General features: G+C 54.6%; 15 protein-coding genes, 1 pseudogene and 1 riboswitch. All 16 genes and pseudogenes read left to right on the top strand.

What is annotated here, in order from left to right:
• The first annotated feature begins 97 nt into the window (after positions 1-97).
• The 16 genes and pseudogenes from ACTQ1N_RS01000 (at position 98) to ACTQ1N_RS00925 (ending at position 18,627) form a co-directional block, all read left to right on the top strand.
• Entirely contained in the window at positions 98-973 is an 876-nt protein-coding gene (locus tag ACTQ1N_RS01000; protein ID WP_441953756.1) for a YitT family protein, read from the top strand.
• Between the two features lie 16 nt (positions 974-989).
• Positions 990-1,682, top strand: coding sequence for a TIGR01906 family membrane protein (locus tag ACTQ1N_RS00995; protein WP_441953754.1), 693 nt, complete (start codon positions 990-992; stop codon positions 1,680-1,682).
• Positions 1,683-1,767: 85 nt separating this feature from the next.
• Positions 1,768-4,710 (top strand): insulinase family protein, encoded by a 2,943-nt coding sequence (locus tag ACTQ1N_RS00990; RefSeq protein WP_441953753.1) that lies wholly within the window; start codon positions 1,768-1,770, stop codon positions 4,708-4,710.
• A gap of 88 nt (positions 4,711-4,798) precedes the next feature.
• Positions 4,799-5,458, top strand: a complete 660-nt coding sequence (recO, locus tag ACTQ1N_RS00985; protein ID WP_441953751.1) for a DNA repair protein RecO — start codon at positions 4,799-4,801, stop codon at positions 5,456-5,458.
• 13 nt (positions 5,459-5,471) lie between these two features.
• Entirely contained in the window at positions 5,472-6,428 is a 957-nt protein-coding gene (gene era, locus ACTQ1N_RS00980; protein WP_441953749.1) for a GTPase Era, read from the top strand.
• A 67-nt stretch (positions 6,429-6,495) separates the two neighbouring features.
• Positions 6,496-7,257, top strand: coding sequence for a hypothetical protein (locus ACTQ1N_RS00975; protein WP_441953747.1), 762 nt, complete (start codon positions 6,496-6,498; stop codon positions 7,255-7,257).
• A gap of 58 nt (positions 7,258-7,315) precedes the next feature.
• Positions 7,316-8,710 carry a glycine--tRNA ligase gene (locus ACTQ1N_RS00970; RefSeq protein ID WP_441953746.1) on the top strand — a complete coding sequence of 465 codons (1,395 nt, stop codon included), beginning with the start codon at positions 7,316-7,318 and terminating at the stop codon, positions 8,708-8,710.
• 341 nt (positions 8,711-9,051) lie between these two features.
• Positions 9,052-11,685, top strand: a complete 2,634-nt coding sequence (gene ppdK / locus ACTQ1N_RS00965) for a pyruvate, phosphate dikinase (protein ID WP_441953744.1) — start codon at positions 9,052-9,054, stop codon at positions 11,683-11,685.
• Between the two features lie 116 nt (positions 11,686-11,801).
• Complete coding sequence (locus ACTQ1N_RS00960; RefSeq protein WP_441953742.1) at positions 11,802-13,016, top strand: L-serine ammonia-lyase, iron-sulfur-dependent, subunit alpha; 1,215 nt, start codon at positions 11,802-11,804, stop codon at positions 13,014-13,016.
• 15 nt (positions 13,017-13,031) lie between these two features.
• On the top strand, positions 13,032-13,601 hold the full coding sequence (gene yfcE, locus ACTQ1N_RS00955; protein WP_441953740.1) for a phosphodiesterase: 570 nt from the start codon (positions 13,032-13,034) through the stop codon (positions 13,599-13,601).
• A 51-nt stretch (positions 13,602-13,652) separates the two neighbouring features.
• Positions 13,653-14,306, top strand: coding sequence for a uridine kinase (gene udk, locus ACTQ1N_RS00950; protein ID WP_441953738.1), 654 nt, complete (start codon positions 13,653-13,655; stop codon positions 14,304-14,306).
• 99 nt (positions 14,307-14,405) lie between these two features.
• Positions 14,406-14,780: pseudogene (locus ACTQ1N_RS00945) on the top strand (desulfoferrodoxin family protein); the annotation flags it as partial.
• Positions 14,763-15,290 (top strand): flavodoxin, encoded by a 528-nt coding sequence (locus ACTQ1N_RS00940; RefSeq protein WP_441953835.1) that lies wholly within the window; start codon positions 14,763-14,765, stop codon positions 15,288-15,290. The pseudogene ACTQ1N_RS00945 and the gene ACTQ1N_RS00940, both read left to right, overlap by 18 nt.
• A 141-nt stretch (positions 15,291-15,431) precedes the next feature.
• A riboswitch (cobalamin riboswitch) is annotated at positions 15,432-15,578 on the top strand.
• 116 nt (positions 15,579-15,694) lie between these two features.
• Positions 15,695-16,723 (top strand): ABC transporter substrate-binding protein, encoded by a 1,029-nt coding sequence (locus ACTQ1N_RS00935; RefSeq protein ID WP_441953736.1) that lies wholly within the window; start codon positions 15,695-15,697, stop codon positions 16,721-16,723.
• On the top strand, positions 16,713-17,777 hold the full coding sequence (locus tag ACTQ1N_RS00930) for a FecCD family ABC transporter permease (protein WP_441953734.1): 1,065 nt from the start codon (positions 16,713-16,715) through the stop codon (positions 17,775-17,777). The genes ACTQ1N_RS00935 and ACTQ1N_RS00930 overlap by 11 nt, the downstream gene beginning before the upstream one ends.
• Positions 17,770-18,627 carry an ABC transporter ATP-binding protein gene (locus ACTQ1N_RS00925; protein WP_441953732.1) on the top strand — a complete coding sequence of 286 codons (858 nt, stop codon included), beginning with the start codon at positions 17,770-17,772 and terminating at the stop codon, positions 18,625-18,627. The genes ACTQ1N_RS00930 and ACTQ1N_RS00925 overlap by 8 nt, the downstream gene beginning before the upstream one ends.
• The last annotated feature ends 61 nt before the right edge of the window (positions 18,628-18,688 follow it).

Below are 18,688 nucleotides of genomic sequence, written 5' to 3'. Positions count from 1 at the left end.
GAGGGGATGGGTTCCGATGATGCTGTTTCCATCGTTGCCGTGCGGGAGGTGTTTTGCTATAATGAGTCTATTTCAGTAGAGAAGGCGAGGCTGGTCTGTGAGAACGAAAGAGGAACGTTTTTTTACAATCAGAGATGTGCAGCGGATATTCGTCTGTATTGCCGCTGGAACTGTGATGGCAGTGAATCTGCGGACATTTGTACATACGGGCGGGCTTCTGCCGGGCGGTATCGCAGGGCTGACGGTGCTGGTTCAGGGAATTTTTCAGCGGTTTTTCGGAATGGATGTTCCCTATGGCCGACTGTACCTTGCCCTGAATGCATTTCCAATCCTGCTGGCAGTCCGGAAGATCGGGAAAAAGTTCACAGCCTATTCCTGCATCACAATCGGAGTTGTCACAATCCTGACGGAACTTCTGCCGACGACAACGATTACCTATGATACCCTCCTGATTTCCATCTTCGGCGGGATTATCAACGGGGCTGCAATCTCGATGGCGCTGCTGGCCGGAGCGACGACAGGCGGAACGGACTTTGTCGCCATTTACCTGTCAGAGCGGTATTCGATGGACGGGTTCAATTATGTTCTGGGATTTAACGCGGTGATTTTGTGCTGTGCGGGCCTGCTGTTCGGCTGGGACAAGGCGCTGTATTCGATTATCTTCCAGTTCGCGTCCACCCAGGTCATCCATACACTGAACAACCGATACAAAAAGAACACGCTCTTCATTGTGACGGATAAGCCGGATGAGGTCGTCCGGTGCCTGAATTCAGATGTCCGGCACGGCGTGACGGAGATGCATGTCTTCGGTACCTACCGGAAGCAGGAGCGCACCATGATCTACTCGGTCATCTCGACCCCTGAGCTGAAGATGGTTCTGAAGGATCTGAAGGAGGTCGACCCGGCCGCCTTCATCAATGTCATCAAGACAGATCAGGTATCCGGCAGATTCTATATCAAACCGAATGATTGATCAGGGAAAGAAGGATATGAGACAAGAACGCAAGGCAATATTTCTGAAGGGACTCTTCTGGACACTGGTTCTGACATTGTTTCTGATCAGCTTCTCGGTTGTCTTTACCCTCTACATGGAGCCGCTTTACTGGGCGGATATCCGGCTGATGGGGCTGGAGAAGGTTTCCGGAAAAAGCGCGGAAGTCATCCGGAAGAATTACCACGCAATGGTTTCCTATATGTACCTGTGGAACCGCACACCGGTTCTGTCGCTGCCCGACTTTGCGATGTCACAGGGCGGAAAGATCCATTTTGCGGACTGCAAGCGTATCTTTGATGCAGTGCAGGTGCTCTGTGCTGTGAGCGGTTTTCTGACGATCCTCTCCGCGGTTGTACACAGGCACAGCCTGAGATACCGGTATCTCAGGGCCGCCGGGACCTTGACCATCCTCATCCCGGTCCTCCTCGGAGGGCTGGCCTATATGAACTGGAGCAAGGTCTTTCTCACCTTCCACAAGATCTTTTTCAGAAACAATTACTGGATGTTTGATCCTGCCAGTGATCCGGTGATTCTGATCCTTCCGGATGGATTCTTTCTCCAGTGCGTGATTGTGATCGCTGCTGTGCTTGTGGTCGGAGCGGCGATTCTGTTTGGAAAAGCGCACAGACGAAGCAGGAAGCTGAGAGACAGGATCGCCAGATCCAGGGCAAGAGGCAGGAGACGATAAAAGAAGAAAGCAGACTCCGGATGGCGGCTGGATGAACCATTAAAAGCAGTACAAATGATATTTCAGAAAGGACTTAACAGATCAGATGAGGTTCCAGATCCCAGATACATATCGATTGATCAGAAAGGAGACGCTCTCCGATATCGGGTCGGAGGGGTATATCCTTGAGCATGTAAAAAGCGGTGCACGGGTGATGCTCATTGCGAACAGCGATGACAACAAGGTATTTAACATCGTGTTCCGTACAACGCCGAAGGATTCCTGCGGTGAGGCACACATCATTGAGCATACGGTTCTGTGCGGAAGCCGGAAATATCCGTCCAAGGACCCGTTTGTCGAGCTTGTGAAGGGATCCATGAACACATTTCTGAATGCGATGACCTATCCGGACAAGACGATGTTCCCGGTGGCCAGCACGAATGACACCGACTTCAAAAATCTGATGGATGTCTACCTGGACGCGGTATTCTATCCGAATATTTACAAAAATGAGAACATCTTCCGGCAGGAGGGCTGGAGCTTCCAGATCGAAAAGCCGGAGGATCCGATCGTCTACAACGGGGTTGTCTACAATGAGATGAAGGGCGCCTATTCGTCGCCGGATGATGTCTGCGACCGGCTTGTCATGAACTCCCTTTTCCCGGATACAACCTACGGAGTGGATTCGGGCGGCATGCCGGAACATATTCCGGAGCTCACATACGAGCAGTTCCTGAATTTCCACAGGACGTATTATCATCCGTCCAACTCGTACATCTACCTGTACGGCGATATGGATTTTGAGGAAAGGCTGAACTACCTGGACGAGGCCTATCTGTCCCGCTTTGAACGGACAGAGGTATCGTCGGAGGTGATGCTTCAGAAGCCGTTCACGGCCCCCATCCATCTGACAGAAGCATATCCGGTCGGGGCGGAGGAGCCACTGGAAAAGCACACTTATCTGACGCGCAATACGGTGATCGGCCAGAGCACCGACTCGATGCTTTGCGTCGCGATGGATGTCCTGGAGGATGTTCTGCTGGAGGCTCCGGGCGCACCGCTGAAAATGGCGCTCCTGGATGCAGGGATCGGAACGGATGTCTACGGCTCCTTCGACTCCTCGATCCGGCAGCCTGTCTTCTCCATCACGGCGAAGAATGCCGATGAGTCCGACAGTGTACGCTTTGAGGAGATGATTGCCAGCACGCTGGAGACGATTTCGAAGAAAGGTCTGAGCCCGAAGGAGATCGAGGCTTCCATCAATTCCATGGAGTTCCGGTATCGCGAGGCGGACTATGGCGGATTCCCGAAGGGCCTCATCTACTCGATCAATGTCTTTGACAGCTGGCTGTACGATGAGGAGAAGCCGTTTGAGTATCTCAGACAGCAGGCGGTCTTCAAAGCGCTGCGCGAGCGGATCGGGACCGGTTATTTTGAAGAGCTGATCCGGAGGTATCTCATGGATAATCCGCATACCAGCTATGTCTCGATGAAGCCTGAGCGCGGCCTGACGCAGAAGGTGGAGGAAACGACTGAGAAAAAACTCGCGGAACTGAAGGCTTCATTGTCCGGAGATCAGATAGAAGACCTGATCCGGGGAACGAAGGCGCTCAGAACGTTCCAGGAGACGCCTTCGACCCAGGAGGAGCTGGAGAAAATTCCGATCCTGAAGAGGTCGGATCTGGGCAGAAGCGCCAGACCCTTCTCCAACATCGATGAGAGCAGAGATGGCATCCGGCTCATCCGCCATGACTATCAGACGAATGGGATTGTGTATGTCACGGTTCTGTTTGATCTGGCCGGGATCCGGCAGGAGGATCTTCCATATCTTGGAATCCTTCGAAATGTGCTGGGTGAGGTTGATACAGAGCACTATTCCTACAAGGAGCTGGCAACAGAAATCGGACGGAGAACGGGCGGTGTCACGCCAGGCGTATCGCTGTTCACCGATCCGGTTGATGCCGATCTGATCAAGGGTGCATTTGGCATGCAGATTGCCACTCTTCCGGATGAGATCGATTTTGCGCTCGAAATAACCGGCGAGATTCTTCTGACATCGAAGTTCAGCGATCGGAAACGGATGCGCGAAATCATTCAGAAACTGCGGTCCCGTCTGTCTGTCCAGCTGACTTCGTCGGGACATGCGACGGCGGCGCAGAGATGCCTCTCCTATTTCTCGCCTGCAGGTGTTTTCAATGACGGGATAGGCGGCATCAGCCTCTATCATGTTGTCTGTGACCTGGAAGAGCATTTTGACGAACGCTATCCGGGGCTTTGTCAGACACTTGAGCGTCTGCTGGGGAGCATTCTGAAAAAGGACAGGATGCTGACGAGCTATACCGGAAGAGACGTCTACACAAGTCAGATTCTGGCGGGATTGCGGAAACTGTCGGGGCAGCTTGGGGATGGAGAATGCACCGGGAAGCCGGCAGGCCAGAGCATGCCGTTCAGCTGTCTGGAAGGATTTGAGACGGAGAAAAAGAATGAAGGTTTCCGGACGCCCGGAAAAATTCAGTATGTGGCCGAGGGCGGACGCTTCTCCGCTGACAAGGCAACCGGAGCGCTCAGTGTTCTGAAAGTGATCATGAACTACGACTACCTGTGGCAGAATCTGAGAGTCGTTGGCGGCGCTTATGGCTGCGGCGGTTCCTTCACCAGGAGCGGGACAGCGGTCTTCTATTCCTACAGGGATCCGCACCTGCGCAATACGCTTCGCATCTATGAGGGGATCCCGGAATACCTGGAGACATTCTATGCGTCAGAGCGCGATATGACAAAGTTTGTGATCGGAACCATATCGGATTTTGACACACCGCTGACCCCGCGGATTGCCGGGACCCGTTCCATGAACGCGTTCATTTCCGGGCTGACGTATGAACAGGTGCAGCAGGAGAGAAATGAGGTTCTGGCCGCACAGCCATCGGATATCCGGGCGCTGGCACCGCTGATGAGGGAGGCTCTCTCAGGAGGAGCGCTGTGTGTGATCGGGTCTGAGAGCAAGATTGACGAAAGCAAGGCGCTTTTCAAAAGTACGGAGACGCTTTCGTGAAATGCCGCCGGGCGGCCCTGACAGAGGCTGATCTGCGGCGCGGGGTATTTTGCTGAGACAGCAGGCTGGCGCAGAATAGCGGAGGAACATGAGCGGAATAGATCTTCAGGGGATGGTGCTCCTCGCGGCGCCATCCGGGGAATATGACAGGCGGATCGTTCTGCTGACAAAAGAGCGTGGAAAAATCACGGCCTTTGCGCGATCTGCACGAAAACCAAACAGCAGTCTGCTTGCAGCGACAGTCCCGTTTTCCTTCGGAACCTTTCATCTGTATGAGGGCAGGAGTGCGTACACCTGTGTCGGAGCAGACATCACGAACTACTTTGATGAACTGAAGACGGACTTTGAAGGGGCTTACTACGGACTCTACTTCATGGAGTTCGCTGCGTATTATGCGCAGGAAAACATGGACGGAACACAGATGCTGAACCTGCTGTATGCGGCGCTCCTTGCCCTGGAGAACCCGGCGCTTGACAACCGGGCGGTGCGCTACGCCTATGAAGTCCGCCTGATGGTGCAGGGAGGAGAGTTCCCACAGGACGTGGTGAAGGATGAGAGTCTTTCAAAGGGCGCCCGGTATGCGTTCTGGTACATGATCTCCGCGCCTCTTCAGAGGCTCTTTGCATTCAGGGTCTCTGATGAGGTCCTGGGAGAGATTGAAAAAAAGCAGGATAACATCAGGGGAAAGCTGATCGACAGGACGTTCCGTTCCCTCGAAATTCTGGATTCTGTGACAAACATTCATTAAGATGGAGGGCCTCATGGCAGAGAAAAAGTTCCGGTCAGGATTTGTGGCAATTGTCGGAAGACCGAATGTCGGAAAATCCACGCTGATGAACCATCTGGTCGGACAAAAGATTGCGATCACATCCGGAAAGCCGCAGACAACCCGCAATCAGATCCGGACGATCTATACGTCCGAAACCGGTCAGATTGTCTTTCTTGATACGCCGGGCATTCACCGCGCAAAGAACCGGCTCGGCGAGTTTATGGATGACGTGGCACTTCAGACGCTGACGGAGGCTGATGTTATCCTCTGGCTGGTGGATGCGAGTGATTTTTCCGGGGAGGGTGAGCGGTACATCGCCGGGAAGCTGAAGGCAGTCCACAGACCGGTGATTCTGGTCATGAACAAGATTGACACGGTTGAGAAGAAGGATCTTGCCGTCTTTATGGAGAAGTACAGGAAGCTCTATCCGTTCGAGGAGATTATTCCGGTCTCCGCGATGAAGAGCATGAATCTGGATTCCCTGCTGGATGAGATCTTCCGGCATCTTCCGGAAGGTCCGAAATACTTTGACGAGGATGAAGTCACAGACCAGACGATGCGGCAGATTGCCGCGGAGATGATCAGGGAGAAGGCACTGAGGTGTCTGAGCGATGAGGTTCCGCATGGCATCGCTGTCCAGATTCTGTCCATGAAGGAGCGTACACGCAGAAACGCGCCGAAGGATCCGGAGAAGGTCTATGAGAATCCGGACACGATCTGGGATATCGAGGCGGCCGTGATCACCGAGAAGGAATCTCACAAGGGGATGATTATCGGGAAAGGCGGCTCAATGCTGAAGCGGATCGGCACAGGAGCCAGGATTGCAATCGAGGACATGGTCGGGGCGCAGGTCAATCTGAAGCTGTTTGTGAAAGTGAGAAAGGACTGGAGGGACAATCCGCTGATTCTGAAGAATCTGGGATATGACAAGTCAAGCCTGAAATCCTGATGCTTTATTGAAAATTTAACCGCCGCACTGTATAATGCAGAAGACTATTCGGGGAAGGAGTCTGTGAATGAAAGCAAAAAGCCTGATGGCAGGCGCTCTTGTGCTGGGTGTGACATTGGCTGTGACTGGATGCAGCGTGCTGGATCAGGTCGTGGGGCGGGATGACTGGAAGAACTGGAAGCCGACACAGACTTCTCTTCAGATATCGGCAGGCGGGAGTGTGACGGAGTCCATTTTCGACACGCTGGATCAGAATTATTACAATGCAGATGAGCTGCAGGATCTGGTTGCACGGTCGGTCAAGTCCTACAATGCGGAACATGGAGACCATGCGATCAGTGTACCGGTTTACTCGGCTGAGAACGGGAAGGTCACCCTGACGCTGGTATACCGGACACCGGAGGACTACGCATCCTACAACCAGGTTTCATTCGCGGACGGCTCGATGCTGGACGTTCAGATGAGTGGAATCACATTTCCAGATACGTTTCTGAAGGTGAATGGCTCGAGCCTGTCAGATCAGGGCGTCCCGTCGGATGAAGCGCTCTCCCATAAGGAGTACAGCGCCGCGGTGACAGTGGCCGATCATGTTGTCCAGGTTCCCGGTCAGATCCGGTATCTGAGTGTGAATGCGGAGATGGTCAATTCTCATGTAGCGCAGCCGAGGCAGCAGGAGGAGTCAGATGCGGCAGCCGAGACCGGTCTTGTGCTTCCCTCAAACGCGGTCTACTATGGGACGGAGGGCGAGACGGAGGAAGCGGAGCCGGCGGCAAAGACGCAGCAGCTGATGTACATCATTTATGAAGAAGATGCCGAGCAGTCAACCTGAACGGCTTCTTTTCCGGGTTTCCGGGAATTATAAAACCAACAATAAGGAGCACAAGACGATGGAAAAGACGATGGACAAAATCGTTGCACTGGCGAAAAACAGAGGCTTTGTTTATCCGGGCTCTGAGATTTACGGCGGACTGGCAAACACCTGGGATTACGGAAACCTCGGTGTTGAGCTGAAGAACAATGTCAAGAGAGCCTGGTGGAGAAAGTTCATCCAGGAGAGCGAGTACAACGTTGGTGTCGACTGCGCGATCCTGATGAATCCTCAGACCTGGGTGGCGTCGGGCCATCTTGGCGGGTTTTCAGATCCGCTGATGGACTGCAAGGAATGCCACGAGCGTTTCCGCGCAGATCAGCTGATCGAGGATTTCTGCAAAAAGGAAGGCATCACGCTTCAGAAGAGCGTGGACGCAATGAGCCAGGCGGAGATGAAGCAGTTCATCGATGATCACAATGTCCCGTGCCCGTCCTGCGGCAAGCACAACTTCACAGATATCCGTCAGTTCAACCTGATGTTCAAGACATTCCAGGGCGTGACGGAGGATGCGAAGAATACGGTTTATCTGCGCCCGGAGACTGCTCAGGGAATCTTCGTCAACTTCAAGAATGTTCAGCGGACGTCCAGAAAGAAGATCCCGTTTGGAATCGGCCAGATCGGGAAGTCTTTCAGAAATGAAATCACGCCGGGCAACTTCACATTCCGTACCCGTGAATTCGAGCAGATGGAGATGGAGTTCTTCTGCGAACCAGGGACGGATCTGGAGTGGTTTGAGTACTGGAGATCGTTCTGCAAGAACTGGCTGACCACCCTCGGAATTCCGGAGGATGAGCTTCGTCTGCGCGATCATGACAAGGCAGAGCTGGCCTTTTATTCAAAGGGCACGACCGACATCGAGTTCCTGTTCCCGTTCGGCTGGGGCGAGCTGTGGGGTATTGCTGACAGAACCGATTATGATCTGGGACGTCATCAGGAGGTTTCCGGCCAGGATATGACCTATTTTGATGAGAAGAGCGGCAAGAAGTACCTGCCGTATGTCATCGAACCGTCCCTCGGCGCAGACCGTGTTGTTCTGGCATTCCTCTGCGCAGCGTACGATGAGGAGGTGCTCGATGCGGAGAAGAACGATGTGAGAACAGTTCTTCATTTCCACCCGGCGCTGGCTCCGGTCAAGATCGGTGTGCTTCCGCTTTCCAAGAAACTTTCCGAACCGGCGATGAAGCTTCGGGATCAGCTGGCAAGGAAGTACAACTGTGAGTTTGACGACCGCGGGGCGATCGGGAAGCGTTACAGAAGACAGGATGAGATCGGAACGCCGTTCTGCATCACATACGATTTCGATTCAGAGACGGATCAGTCCGTCACGATCCGTGACAGGGACAGCATGGAGCAGGTCCGGGTACCGATCAGTGAGCTGGAATCCTGGTTCGGCGGTAAGTTTGACTTCTGACAGAGGACTGGATTTCTAAATATTGAGACACGAAAGAGCCGGAGACAGACCTCCGGCTCTTTTTTTCATGCGGAAAGGCGAATATTGTCAAATATGATGATGTGAATAGACAAAAACAAACCATAATTGTATAATATGCCTGATGAGCAGCGGAATGAAAGATACAATCTGCGCATATACACATCTGTTTCAAACCTGTATTCGGCAGAATGAATTTCAGCTGCATGGCAGTCTCATCATTTGTCCCGGCCTCAGGGAAGCGCAGCACGGACAGAATTGTATTAGAGCTGGCGGCTTCGGAAGGAGCGGAGACAGCAGTCACAACAGGAGGAAGGTTGGTTATGGAGAAGAAGTATGTTTACATGTTCTCGGAAGGCAACGCAGGGATGCGGAACCTTCTCGGAGGCAAGGGAGCCGGGCTTGCGGAGATGACGGGCCTCGGACTGCCGGTGCCGCAGGGTTTCACGATCACGACGGAGGCCTGCACGCGCTACTATGATGACGGACGCCAGATCGGCGACGACATCATGGAGCAGATCAAGGGCGGCATCGCAAAGATGGAGGAGATCACCGGGAAGAAGTTCGGCGACCGGGAGAACCCGCTCCTTGTCTCTGTCCGTTCAGGAGCGCGTGCTTCCATGCCGGGCATGATGGACACGATCCTGAACCTGGGACTGAACGAGGATGTTGTAGGCGTTCTTTCGAAGAAAAGCGGGAATCCCAGATGGGCATGGGACTGCTACAGAAGATTCATCCAGATGTTCTCGGATGTGGTCATGGAGGTCGGCAAGAAGTATTTTGAGGAGCTGATCGACCAGATGAAGGCCAGAAAGGGCGTGACGCAGGACATCGAGCTGGACGCGGATGATCTGCACGAGCTGGCGGATGAGTTCAAGGCGGAGTACAGGGAAAAGCTCGGGAAGGACTTCCCGGATGACCCGAAGGAACAGCTGGTCGAGGCAATCAAGGCGGTCTTCCGCTCCTGGGATAATCCGCGTGCGAATGTATACAGAAGGGACAACGACATTCCGTACTCCTGGGGGACGGCTGTCAACGTCCAGATGATGGCGTTCGGAAACATGGGCGACACCTCCGGAACGGGCGTCGCCTTCACGAGGGACCCGGCGACCGGCGAGAAGCGTCTGATGGGCGAGTTCCTCCTGAATGCGCAGGGCGAGGATGTCGTCGCAGGCATCCGGACTCCTCAGAAGATCGACCGGCTGAAGGAGCTGATGCCGGAGGTCTACGATCAGTTCACAGGAATCTGCAGAACCCTTGAGAATCATTACAAGGACATGCAGGACATGGAGTTCACAATCGAGGACAAGCATCTGTACATGCTGCAGACCCGCAATGGAAAGCGCACGGCAAAGGCTGCCCTGAAGATTGCCTGCGACCTTGTGGACGAGGGCATGATCGATGAGAAGCAGGCTGTGCTGATGATCGATCCGAGGAACCTGGACTCCCTGCTCCATCCGCAGTTCGACCCGGCTTACCTGGCGAAGGCGGATCCGATCGCAACCGGTCTCCCGGCTTCCCCGGGCGCTGCCTGCGGGCAGATCGTCTTCACGGCGGAGGACGCAAAGACCTGGAAGAGCAGGGGCAAGAAGGTCGTGCTTGTCCGCCTTGAGACCTCCCCGGAGGATATCGAGGGCATGAAGAGCGCGCAGGGCATCATCACGGTCCGGGGCGGGATGACCTCCCATGCGGCTGTCGTCGCGAGAGGCATGGGCACCTGCTGTGTCTCGGGTGTCTCCGCAATCGACATGGATGAGGACAACCGCTGCTTCACGATCGACGGCCATACCTTCCATGAAGGAGACTGGATTTCCGCAAACGGCTCCACGGGAAAGATCTATGAGGGCGTCATCCCGACTGTGGAGGCACAGATTGTCGGAGAGTTCGGCCGTATCATGGGCTGGGCGGACAAGTACAGGAGGATGAAGGTCCGCACGAATGCGGACACGCCGGCCGACGCAAAGCGTGCGCATGAGCTTGGCGCCGAGGGCATCGGTCTGTGCAGGACCGAGCATATGTTCTTTGAGAAGGACCGGATCGAGGCATTCCGCGAGATGATCTGCTCCGACACGGTGGAGGAGAGAGAGCAGGCACTGGCGAAGATCCTGCCTGTCCAGCAGAGCGATTTCGAGAAGCTCTACGAGGCGCTGGAGGGTGCGCCGGTCACGATCCGCTTCCTGGATCCGCCGCTGCATGAGTTTGTGCCGACCGAGGAGGCGGATATCCGAAAGCTGGCGGATGCCAAGCACAAGACTGTGGACGAGATCAAGTCTCTGATCAATTCGCTGCATGAGTTCAACCCGATGATGGGACACAGAGGGGTGCGTCTGGATGTCACCTACCCGGAGATCTCCAAGATGCAGACACTCGCGGTGATCCGCGCGGCGATCGCCGTCCAGAAGCGCCATCCGGACTGGACCGTGAAGCCGGAGATCATGATCCCGCTTGTCGGAGACAACAAGGAGTTCCTTTATGTCAAGAGGATCGTGGTGAAGACGGCTGACGAGGAGATCGCGAAGAGCGGAATTGCCATGCAGTACGAGGTCGGAACGATGATCGAGATTCCGCGTGCGGCGCTGACCGCGGACGAGATCGCGAAGGACGCGGACTTCTTCTGCTTCGGGACGAACGACCTGACGCAGATGACCTACGGCTTCTCGCGCGATGACGCCGGAAAGTTCCTCCAGGCCTACTACGACGCGAAGATCTTCGAGAACGACCCGTTCGCGAAGCTGGACCAGAATGGTGTCGGCAAGCTGATGGAGATGGCGATGAAGCTCGGAAAGGATGTAAACCCGAATCTGCACTGCGGAATCTGCGGGGAGCATGGCGGGGATCCGTCCTCCATCGAGTTCTGCGACCGGATCGGGCTGGACTATGTGTCGTGCTCGCCGTTCCGCGTGCCGATCGCACGGCTGTCGGCGGCGCAGGCATCCATCCGGACCGGAGAGGTCTGAGGACAGGCGGGTTTGAAGAGCTGAGGACACAGGAATGATCGGTACCTCTGGCGGCTTATGGTTTTTGTATTCAGATGCCGCCAGGGGTTCTTTGCTGATTGGAGAAGAATAAGAATATGCAGTCCATACGTGAAATCTATAAAATCGGAAAAGGGCCCTCCAGCTCTCATACGATGGGTCCGGAGAGAGCTGCCAGAATATTCAAGGCGGAGCATCCGGATGCGGATCAGTACAGGGTTAATCTGTATGGATCGCTGAGCAAAACCGGAAAAGGACATGGGACAGACCGGGTCCTTTACGAGGTGCTTGCGCCGGCGAAGGTTGAGGTCCTCTTTTCTGATGAAATCCCGGAGGGAATGACACACCCAAATACGCTCGACTTTTTTGCCTTGAAAGAGGGAAAGGAGATCGGCCGGATGCGTGCGGCATCGATCGGCGGCGGTGATATCCGGATCGAGGGCAGGCAGGAGCCGGAGGAAGAGGAGGTGTATCCGGAGAATTCATTTGCGGAAGTGGAGGAATTCTGCCGGTTCAGGAGTCTCGATCTGGCTGAGTATGTATTTCTCACAGAGAAACCCGGAATCAGGGAATTTCTTGCAGGCGTCTGGAACCAGATGAAACAGACGATCAAGGAAGGCCTTGAGACAGAAGGGTATCTTCCGGGACCGCTCAAGGTTGAACGGAAGGCCATGAAGCTGTATGATTTCGAGATGGAACACTTTCATCCCCAGGTAGAGGAATGCCGTCTGATCTCTGCCTATGCCTACGCGACGGCAGAACAGAATGCGGACTGCGGGACGGTTGTGACGGCACCAACCTGCGGAGCCTGCGGGGTTGTACCGGCAGCATTTCTGTATGTCCAGAAGCGCCGGAATCTTTCGGATGAAGAGATGGTGAAGGGACTTGCGGTGGCCGGACTGATCGGAAACCTGATCAAGCACAATGCCTCCATTTCCGGGGCAGAATGCGGCTGTCAGGCGGAGATTGGTTCCGCCTGCGCGATGGCGGCGGCCGGTCTTGATTACCTGTATGGTCTGTCCACGAACCAGATCCAGTATGCCGCTGAGATTGCACTCGAGCATCATCTGGGGCTGACCTGCGACCCGATTCTCGGCCTTGTCCAGGTGCCCTGCATTGAGCGGAATGCGGTCGCGGCCATGCGGGCGATGAACTGCTGCAATCTGTCCTTCTTCCTGTCCGATACCCAGCGGATTTCGTTTGACATCGCGGTCAGAACCATGTATGAGACAGGAAAGAGCATCAACCGGCGTTTCCGCGAAACCTCCGAGGGCGGACTTGCAAAGATGTACGGACGAAGAAACCAGCTGTAAGAAAGGAAAGGGAACATGAAACTGCTTGTAGCATCAGACATCCACGGTTCGGCCTATTACTGCAGAAAGCTGCTGGAAGCCAGGGAGCGGGAAGGGGCCCCGCGCATGCTTCTTCTCGGCGACATTCTCTATCATGGGCCAAGAAATGATCTTCCGAGGGACTATGCGCCGAAGGATGTCATCGCCATGCTGAATCCGCTGAAGGATGAGCTGTACTGTGTCCGCGGAAACTGTGAGGCAGAGGTGGATCAGATGGTGCTGGAATTTCCGGTGCTTGCTGATTATTGCCTGATCCCGCTCGGCAGCCAGATGATCTTCTGTACCCACGGACATATCTTCAACGAGAAACACCTTCCGCCGATGAAGAACGGGGATATCCTTCTGCATGGGCACACCCACGTGCCGAGGACAGATTATATAGATGGACACTGGATCCTGAACCCCGGTTCAGTCTCGATCCCGAAGGGAGGCAGCGTGCAGGGATATGCCACGCTCAAGGACGATGTTTTTACGCTGAAGGAGATTGACGGAACCGTGATCCGGAGCGTTCAGCTGACAGAGGACGGTGCCGGTGCGGCAATCTGACCGAAGCGGGATGAACGATGGCGGGCAAAGCTGGAGGAAAGGTGGAAAGGGATGGCTGCAGATACGAAGACCGCTGGAGGCAGGGATATCATTGTGATCGGGATTGCCGGCGGGACAGGGAGCGGCAAGACGACGATCACCCGAAAGATCGCCGAACGCTTTGGAAGTGAAGTCACGGTCCTGTACCACGATAATTACTACAAAGCACATCATGACCTGACATATGACGAGCGGGTACGGCTGAATTATGACCACCCTGATGCATTTGACACGGACCGGATGATTGAGGATCTTGCCAGACTGAAGCGCGGCGAGACGATCGAGTGCCCGCTTTACGACTACACGATTTATGACCGGTCTGATCAGACCCTGATTGTCCGGCCGACTAGAGTCATCATTGTGGAGGGCATCCTGATTTTTCATTCAAAGGCGCTCAGAGATCTGATGGATATCAAGCTGTTTGTGGATGCAGACGCGGATGAACGAATCCTCAGACGAATCGTCCGGGATGTCAAGGAGAGAGGGAGAAGTCTTGACAGTGTCATCAGTCAGTACCTTCAGACCGTCAAGCCGATGCACGAGGCCTTTGTGGAGCCTTCCAAGCGTTATGCGGATGTGATCATTCCGGAGGGCGGTATGAACCAGGTGGCGGTTGACATGGTCATGAACCGGGTCCAGTATCATCTGGAGGGACGAGACAGGTAAAAATGGGCATGTCAGGGTGACCTATTCATGCTATACTCTTTAGTAACCATTGACGGACATATCGTTGAGGAAAGTACATTTCCGGAAAGGCTTGAGATTATGGGGAAAACACAGTTTTACCGCTGCGGCGGATGCGGAAACTTCGTGGCATTCATCGGCGAGAAGACAGCCTGCACACCGAAGTGCTGCGGGGAGCCGATGACGCTTCTTGAACCGAATACGACAGATGCGGCGGTTGAGAAGCATGTTCCGGCGGTGACAGTCGACGGAAACAAGGTCACCGTTCAGGTCGGAAGCACACTTCACCCGATGACGGAAGAGCACCATATTGCGTTTATCTGTCTTGAGACAAGCTTTGGCAGACAGCTTCGTTATCTGAATCCGGGAGACGAACCGAAGGCTGTATTTCTGATGGCGGAAGGGGACGAAGCGGTTTCTGTCTATGCGTACTGCAATCTGCACGGTCTCTGGGAGAAGAATCTGACAGAACCGGAAAAGGCGCCAACGAAAGTCCTGGTTTCCTATTTTTCAACGGATGGCGGAACAAAGCAGGTGGCAGAGACGGTTGCGGAGGTGACCGGCGGCGACCTGTTCGAGATTGCTCCGAAGGTTCCGTATACCGACGATGACCTTGACTGGACGGACAGAAGCTCCAGGTCAAACCAGGAGATGCACGACGACAGCGCACGTCCGGCACTTGCAAAGAGCCTTGAGGATGCAGGAAAGTATGACGTTGTCTTTGTCGGGTTCCCGATCTGGTGGGGGATGACGCCCAAGGCAGTCTTCACCTTCTTTGACGGACTGGATCTGGCCGGCAAGACGATCATTCCGTTCTGCACATCCGGCGGCTCCAAGGCTTCGATGGTGGACAAGGACTTTGACCAGAACGTCAAAGGCGCAGCGAAGATCCTTCCTGCAAAGCTTCTGAACGGAAAGCCGGACAAGGAAGACATCGAGAAGTGGGTGCGCGAACTCGGACTGTAAAGGCGGGACCGGCAGGACTCATAAGATCAGCAGCATCAAGTGCCCCGGAGCATGGAAAACATCCATGCTTCCGGGGCGTTTTTTGCCTGAAATGATCGTTTGCCTTCATTGACCGCCCATTGACCGATAGAAATCTGTATGGTAAAGTCATGCCATGCAGGTTCTTCCTGATGGAGCACAGGCTTCGGGGGAAGACCAACAGGGAACAAGGTGCGAATCCTTGACAGTGCCGCTACTGTGTGGAGCGAAGGCTCCGAGCCAGATACCTGCCTGCATGCTGGCACAGCGTTTCTTCGGGATCAAAGAAAACGTGCTTTATGATTCTGGAGAACTGCCATCCGGCGGGGACGTTCGTTCCCGTCGGGTGGTTTTTTATGTCCTGACACGGACAGGAAAGGAGATTTATGAAAAAGAAATGGTCTGTATTTGCTTTATCGGCGATGATGATGGCAGCCGCCGCAATGTGCTGCGAGGCAAGTCCGAGGCAGACGGAGAATACGGAGGCTGTGGCAGCGGGGGCTGCTGAAACGGAAGCTGCAAAGGCAGATACCGTACTCCCTTCAAAGGATCCTGCGGGAAATGATATCACGGTGCCGGAAGAAGTCGGCAAGATTGTATCAATGGCGCCTTCTGTCACGAGGCTTTTGATCGATCTGGGGATTTCCGACAAGCTGGTCGGTGTGGATACCTATTCCGAGCAGTACTATGGTGATGAGCTGCCTGCAGACCTGCCTGCCTACGATATGATGCATCCTGACAATGAGTCGATCGTGGCCCTGAAGCCTGACATTGTGTTTACGACAGGGATGAGCAGCTCGGGTGGTGATGATGTCTATGCCGCAGTCCGGGCAGCAGGCATCTGCACCGCGGACATCCCAAGTGCCTCTTCGCTTGACGAAATCGGGGAAACCATCACATTTGTTGGGGACTGCACCGGCACACAGGACAAGGCAGAAGCGATCAATCGCGACTATTCATCTGCTGTGTCCGACATCAAAAAGATTGGCGATGGCATTCCGAAGGAGGAGAAGAAGTCTGTTCTCTACGAGATCTCCACACCGACATCAGATTCTCCGTCGATTTACTCCGCCGGAAAGGATACCTACATCACAGAGGCCATCACCGATATCGGAGCGGAAAGCCTGACGGCGGATCAGAAGGATGCCTGGCCGTCCATCTCCGAGGAGGCTGCAATTGCCATGAACCCGGATGTCATTCTGACAACAGATAATTACACAAAGGATGTCGTCAATACGCTTCTCTCGCTGACCGGCTGGGAGAATGTCACCGCAGTTAAGAACAAGGATGTCTATTATATTGACGCCAATCTGCTGAATCAGCCGAATCACCATGTTGTGAGTGCGATGATCGATATGGCAAAGGACATCTACCCGGAGGCATATGCCGGGATGGAGGATCCTTTTGCACAGTGAGCGCAGGCTGACAGAAAAGGGGAGGAGAGGACAGAGCGCGGCGGTCACGGTCACAGGGATTGCCGCATTCCTCATCTGTGTGTTTTCCCTGTGTGTGGGCGTAGGAAGTGTTGCCATCACGCCTGCGGATTGCCTGCGGATTATCTGGGGAAAGCTGACAGGAAGAGGGGATTTTTCAGACATGAATCCTTCTCTGGTCTCGATCCTCTGGGATATTCGTATGCCGCGGGTGGCGATGGCCTTTCTTTCGGGTGGTGCGCTGTCCCTCTCGGGGGCAGTGATGCAGACCATCCTGCAGAACCCCCTGGCGTCTTCCTACACACTTGGAGTTTCCAGCGGGGCTTCTCTCGGCGCGGCAATCGTGATTGCGTCCGGGATCTCACTGCCGGTACTGGGAACGTTCCTGCTGCCGGTTACCGCTTTTGGCATGGGGTTTCTTGTGATCGCGGCGGTTCTTTTCATTTCCTCCGGCATCAGCAGTTCTCTGCAGACACACACGGTGATTCTGATGGGAATGTCGGTATCTCTGTTTGTGAATGCGCTCCTGACGCTGCTCTCCTCGTTTGCGGGAAATCGGCTGCAGCAGCTGATTCTCTGGCAGATGGGATCCTTCTCGGGAATGAGATGGTATCATGTGGAAATACTGGCCCCTGTCTGTCTGTCAGGCCTGATTCTTCTTGTCCTCCATGCAAGGGAACTGGATATCCTGTCCTTCGGGGATGAGCATGCACTCTCTCTGGGCGTGAGTGTAAAAGGGGGAAAGCTTTTTGCGCTTGTCCTCTCCACGCTTCTAACGGGAGCTGTGGTTTGCTTTACCGGAACCATCGGTTTTGTAGACCTTGTGGCGCCTCACGCAGTGCGCAGGGTTTTCGGAACCGAGAATCAGAAGGTGCTTCCGTTGTCCTTTCTTTTTGGCGGAGCGTTCCTTGCTCTGTGCGACATGCTCTCACGGTCGCTTCTTGCGCCCAGGGAGATTCCGGTCGGGGCAGTGACTGCTCTGGCAGGCACACCTTTTTTTATCTGGCTCTATGTGCAGGGAGGAAAGAATGGATAAGACAACGAAAGTCCGGCCTGCCGGGGCTGACATGAATGCGGCTTTCGAAGTCCGGAATCTCTGTGCCTTTTATGGGAAGAAGCGGCCAAAGGATCCCGGGAAAATGGTACTGCGGGATGTGAACCTTGTGATCCCTGCAGGAAGCGCTCTCGGGATTATCGGCCCGAACGGTGCCGGGAAAAGCACCCTTCTCCGTGCGCTTGCGGGAATCATCCCATCAGAAGGGGAGATCCGGATGTTAGGAGAACCGCTTGCCGGAAAGAAACGCCGGGAGATCGCCTGCTGCTGTGCGCTGATGAGTCAGTTCTTTCCGACAGGTTTTGCCTATTCGGTGAGGAAAACCGTGGAGATGGCGCGGTACGCAAGAGGAAAGAGCGGCATGAGGGACCGGGTGGTGGTACAGAAGAGTCTGGAAGAGGCAGGCCTTCAGGAGCTTGCAGACCGTCCGATAACCGAGCTGTCCGGCGGGCAGCTTCAGCGTGTATTCTTTGCCCGGGCGCTCGCTCAGGAAACACCGATTCTGCTGCTGGATGAACCTGCCAGCAGCCTGGATCTGCAATACCAGGCAGAGCTCGCAGAGCTGTTGATCCGCTGGAAAAAGCGAAAAACGACGCTGCCGGACGGCAGGATTGTTCCCAACACACTGATCAGCGTCTGCCACGATCTTTCACTGGCCCTGGATCTTTCAGATGACCTGGTCCTTTTGCAGGATGGGAGAGTGCTCGCGGCAGGACCAGGAGATCAAGTGCTGAGCCGGAAGCTGCTGCAGAGGGTTTACGGAATGGATGTTCCCGCCTATATGCTCCGGCGGGAAGACTTCTGGAGGTCGCTGCTTTCGAAAGAGGCCTGAGACAGTACATGAAAAACCGGGAGCCTGGAGAGATCCAGGCTCCCGGTTTTTATGATGGCGG

Origin of the sequence: Porcincola sp. LCP21S3_C12 (assembly GCF_052118625.1) — a bacterium.
Classification (GTDB): domain Bacteria; phylum Bacillota; class Clostridia; order Lachnospirales; family Lachnospiraceae; genus Porcincola.
The sequence above is the reverse complement of the archived record's forward strand: the minus strand, read 5'-3'. Positions and strand labels throughout refer to the sequence as shown.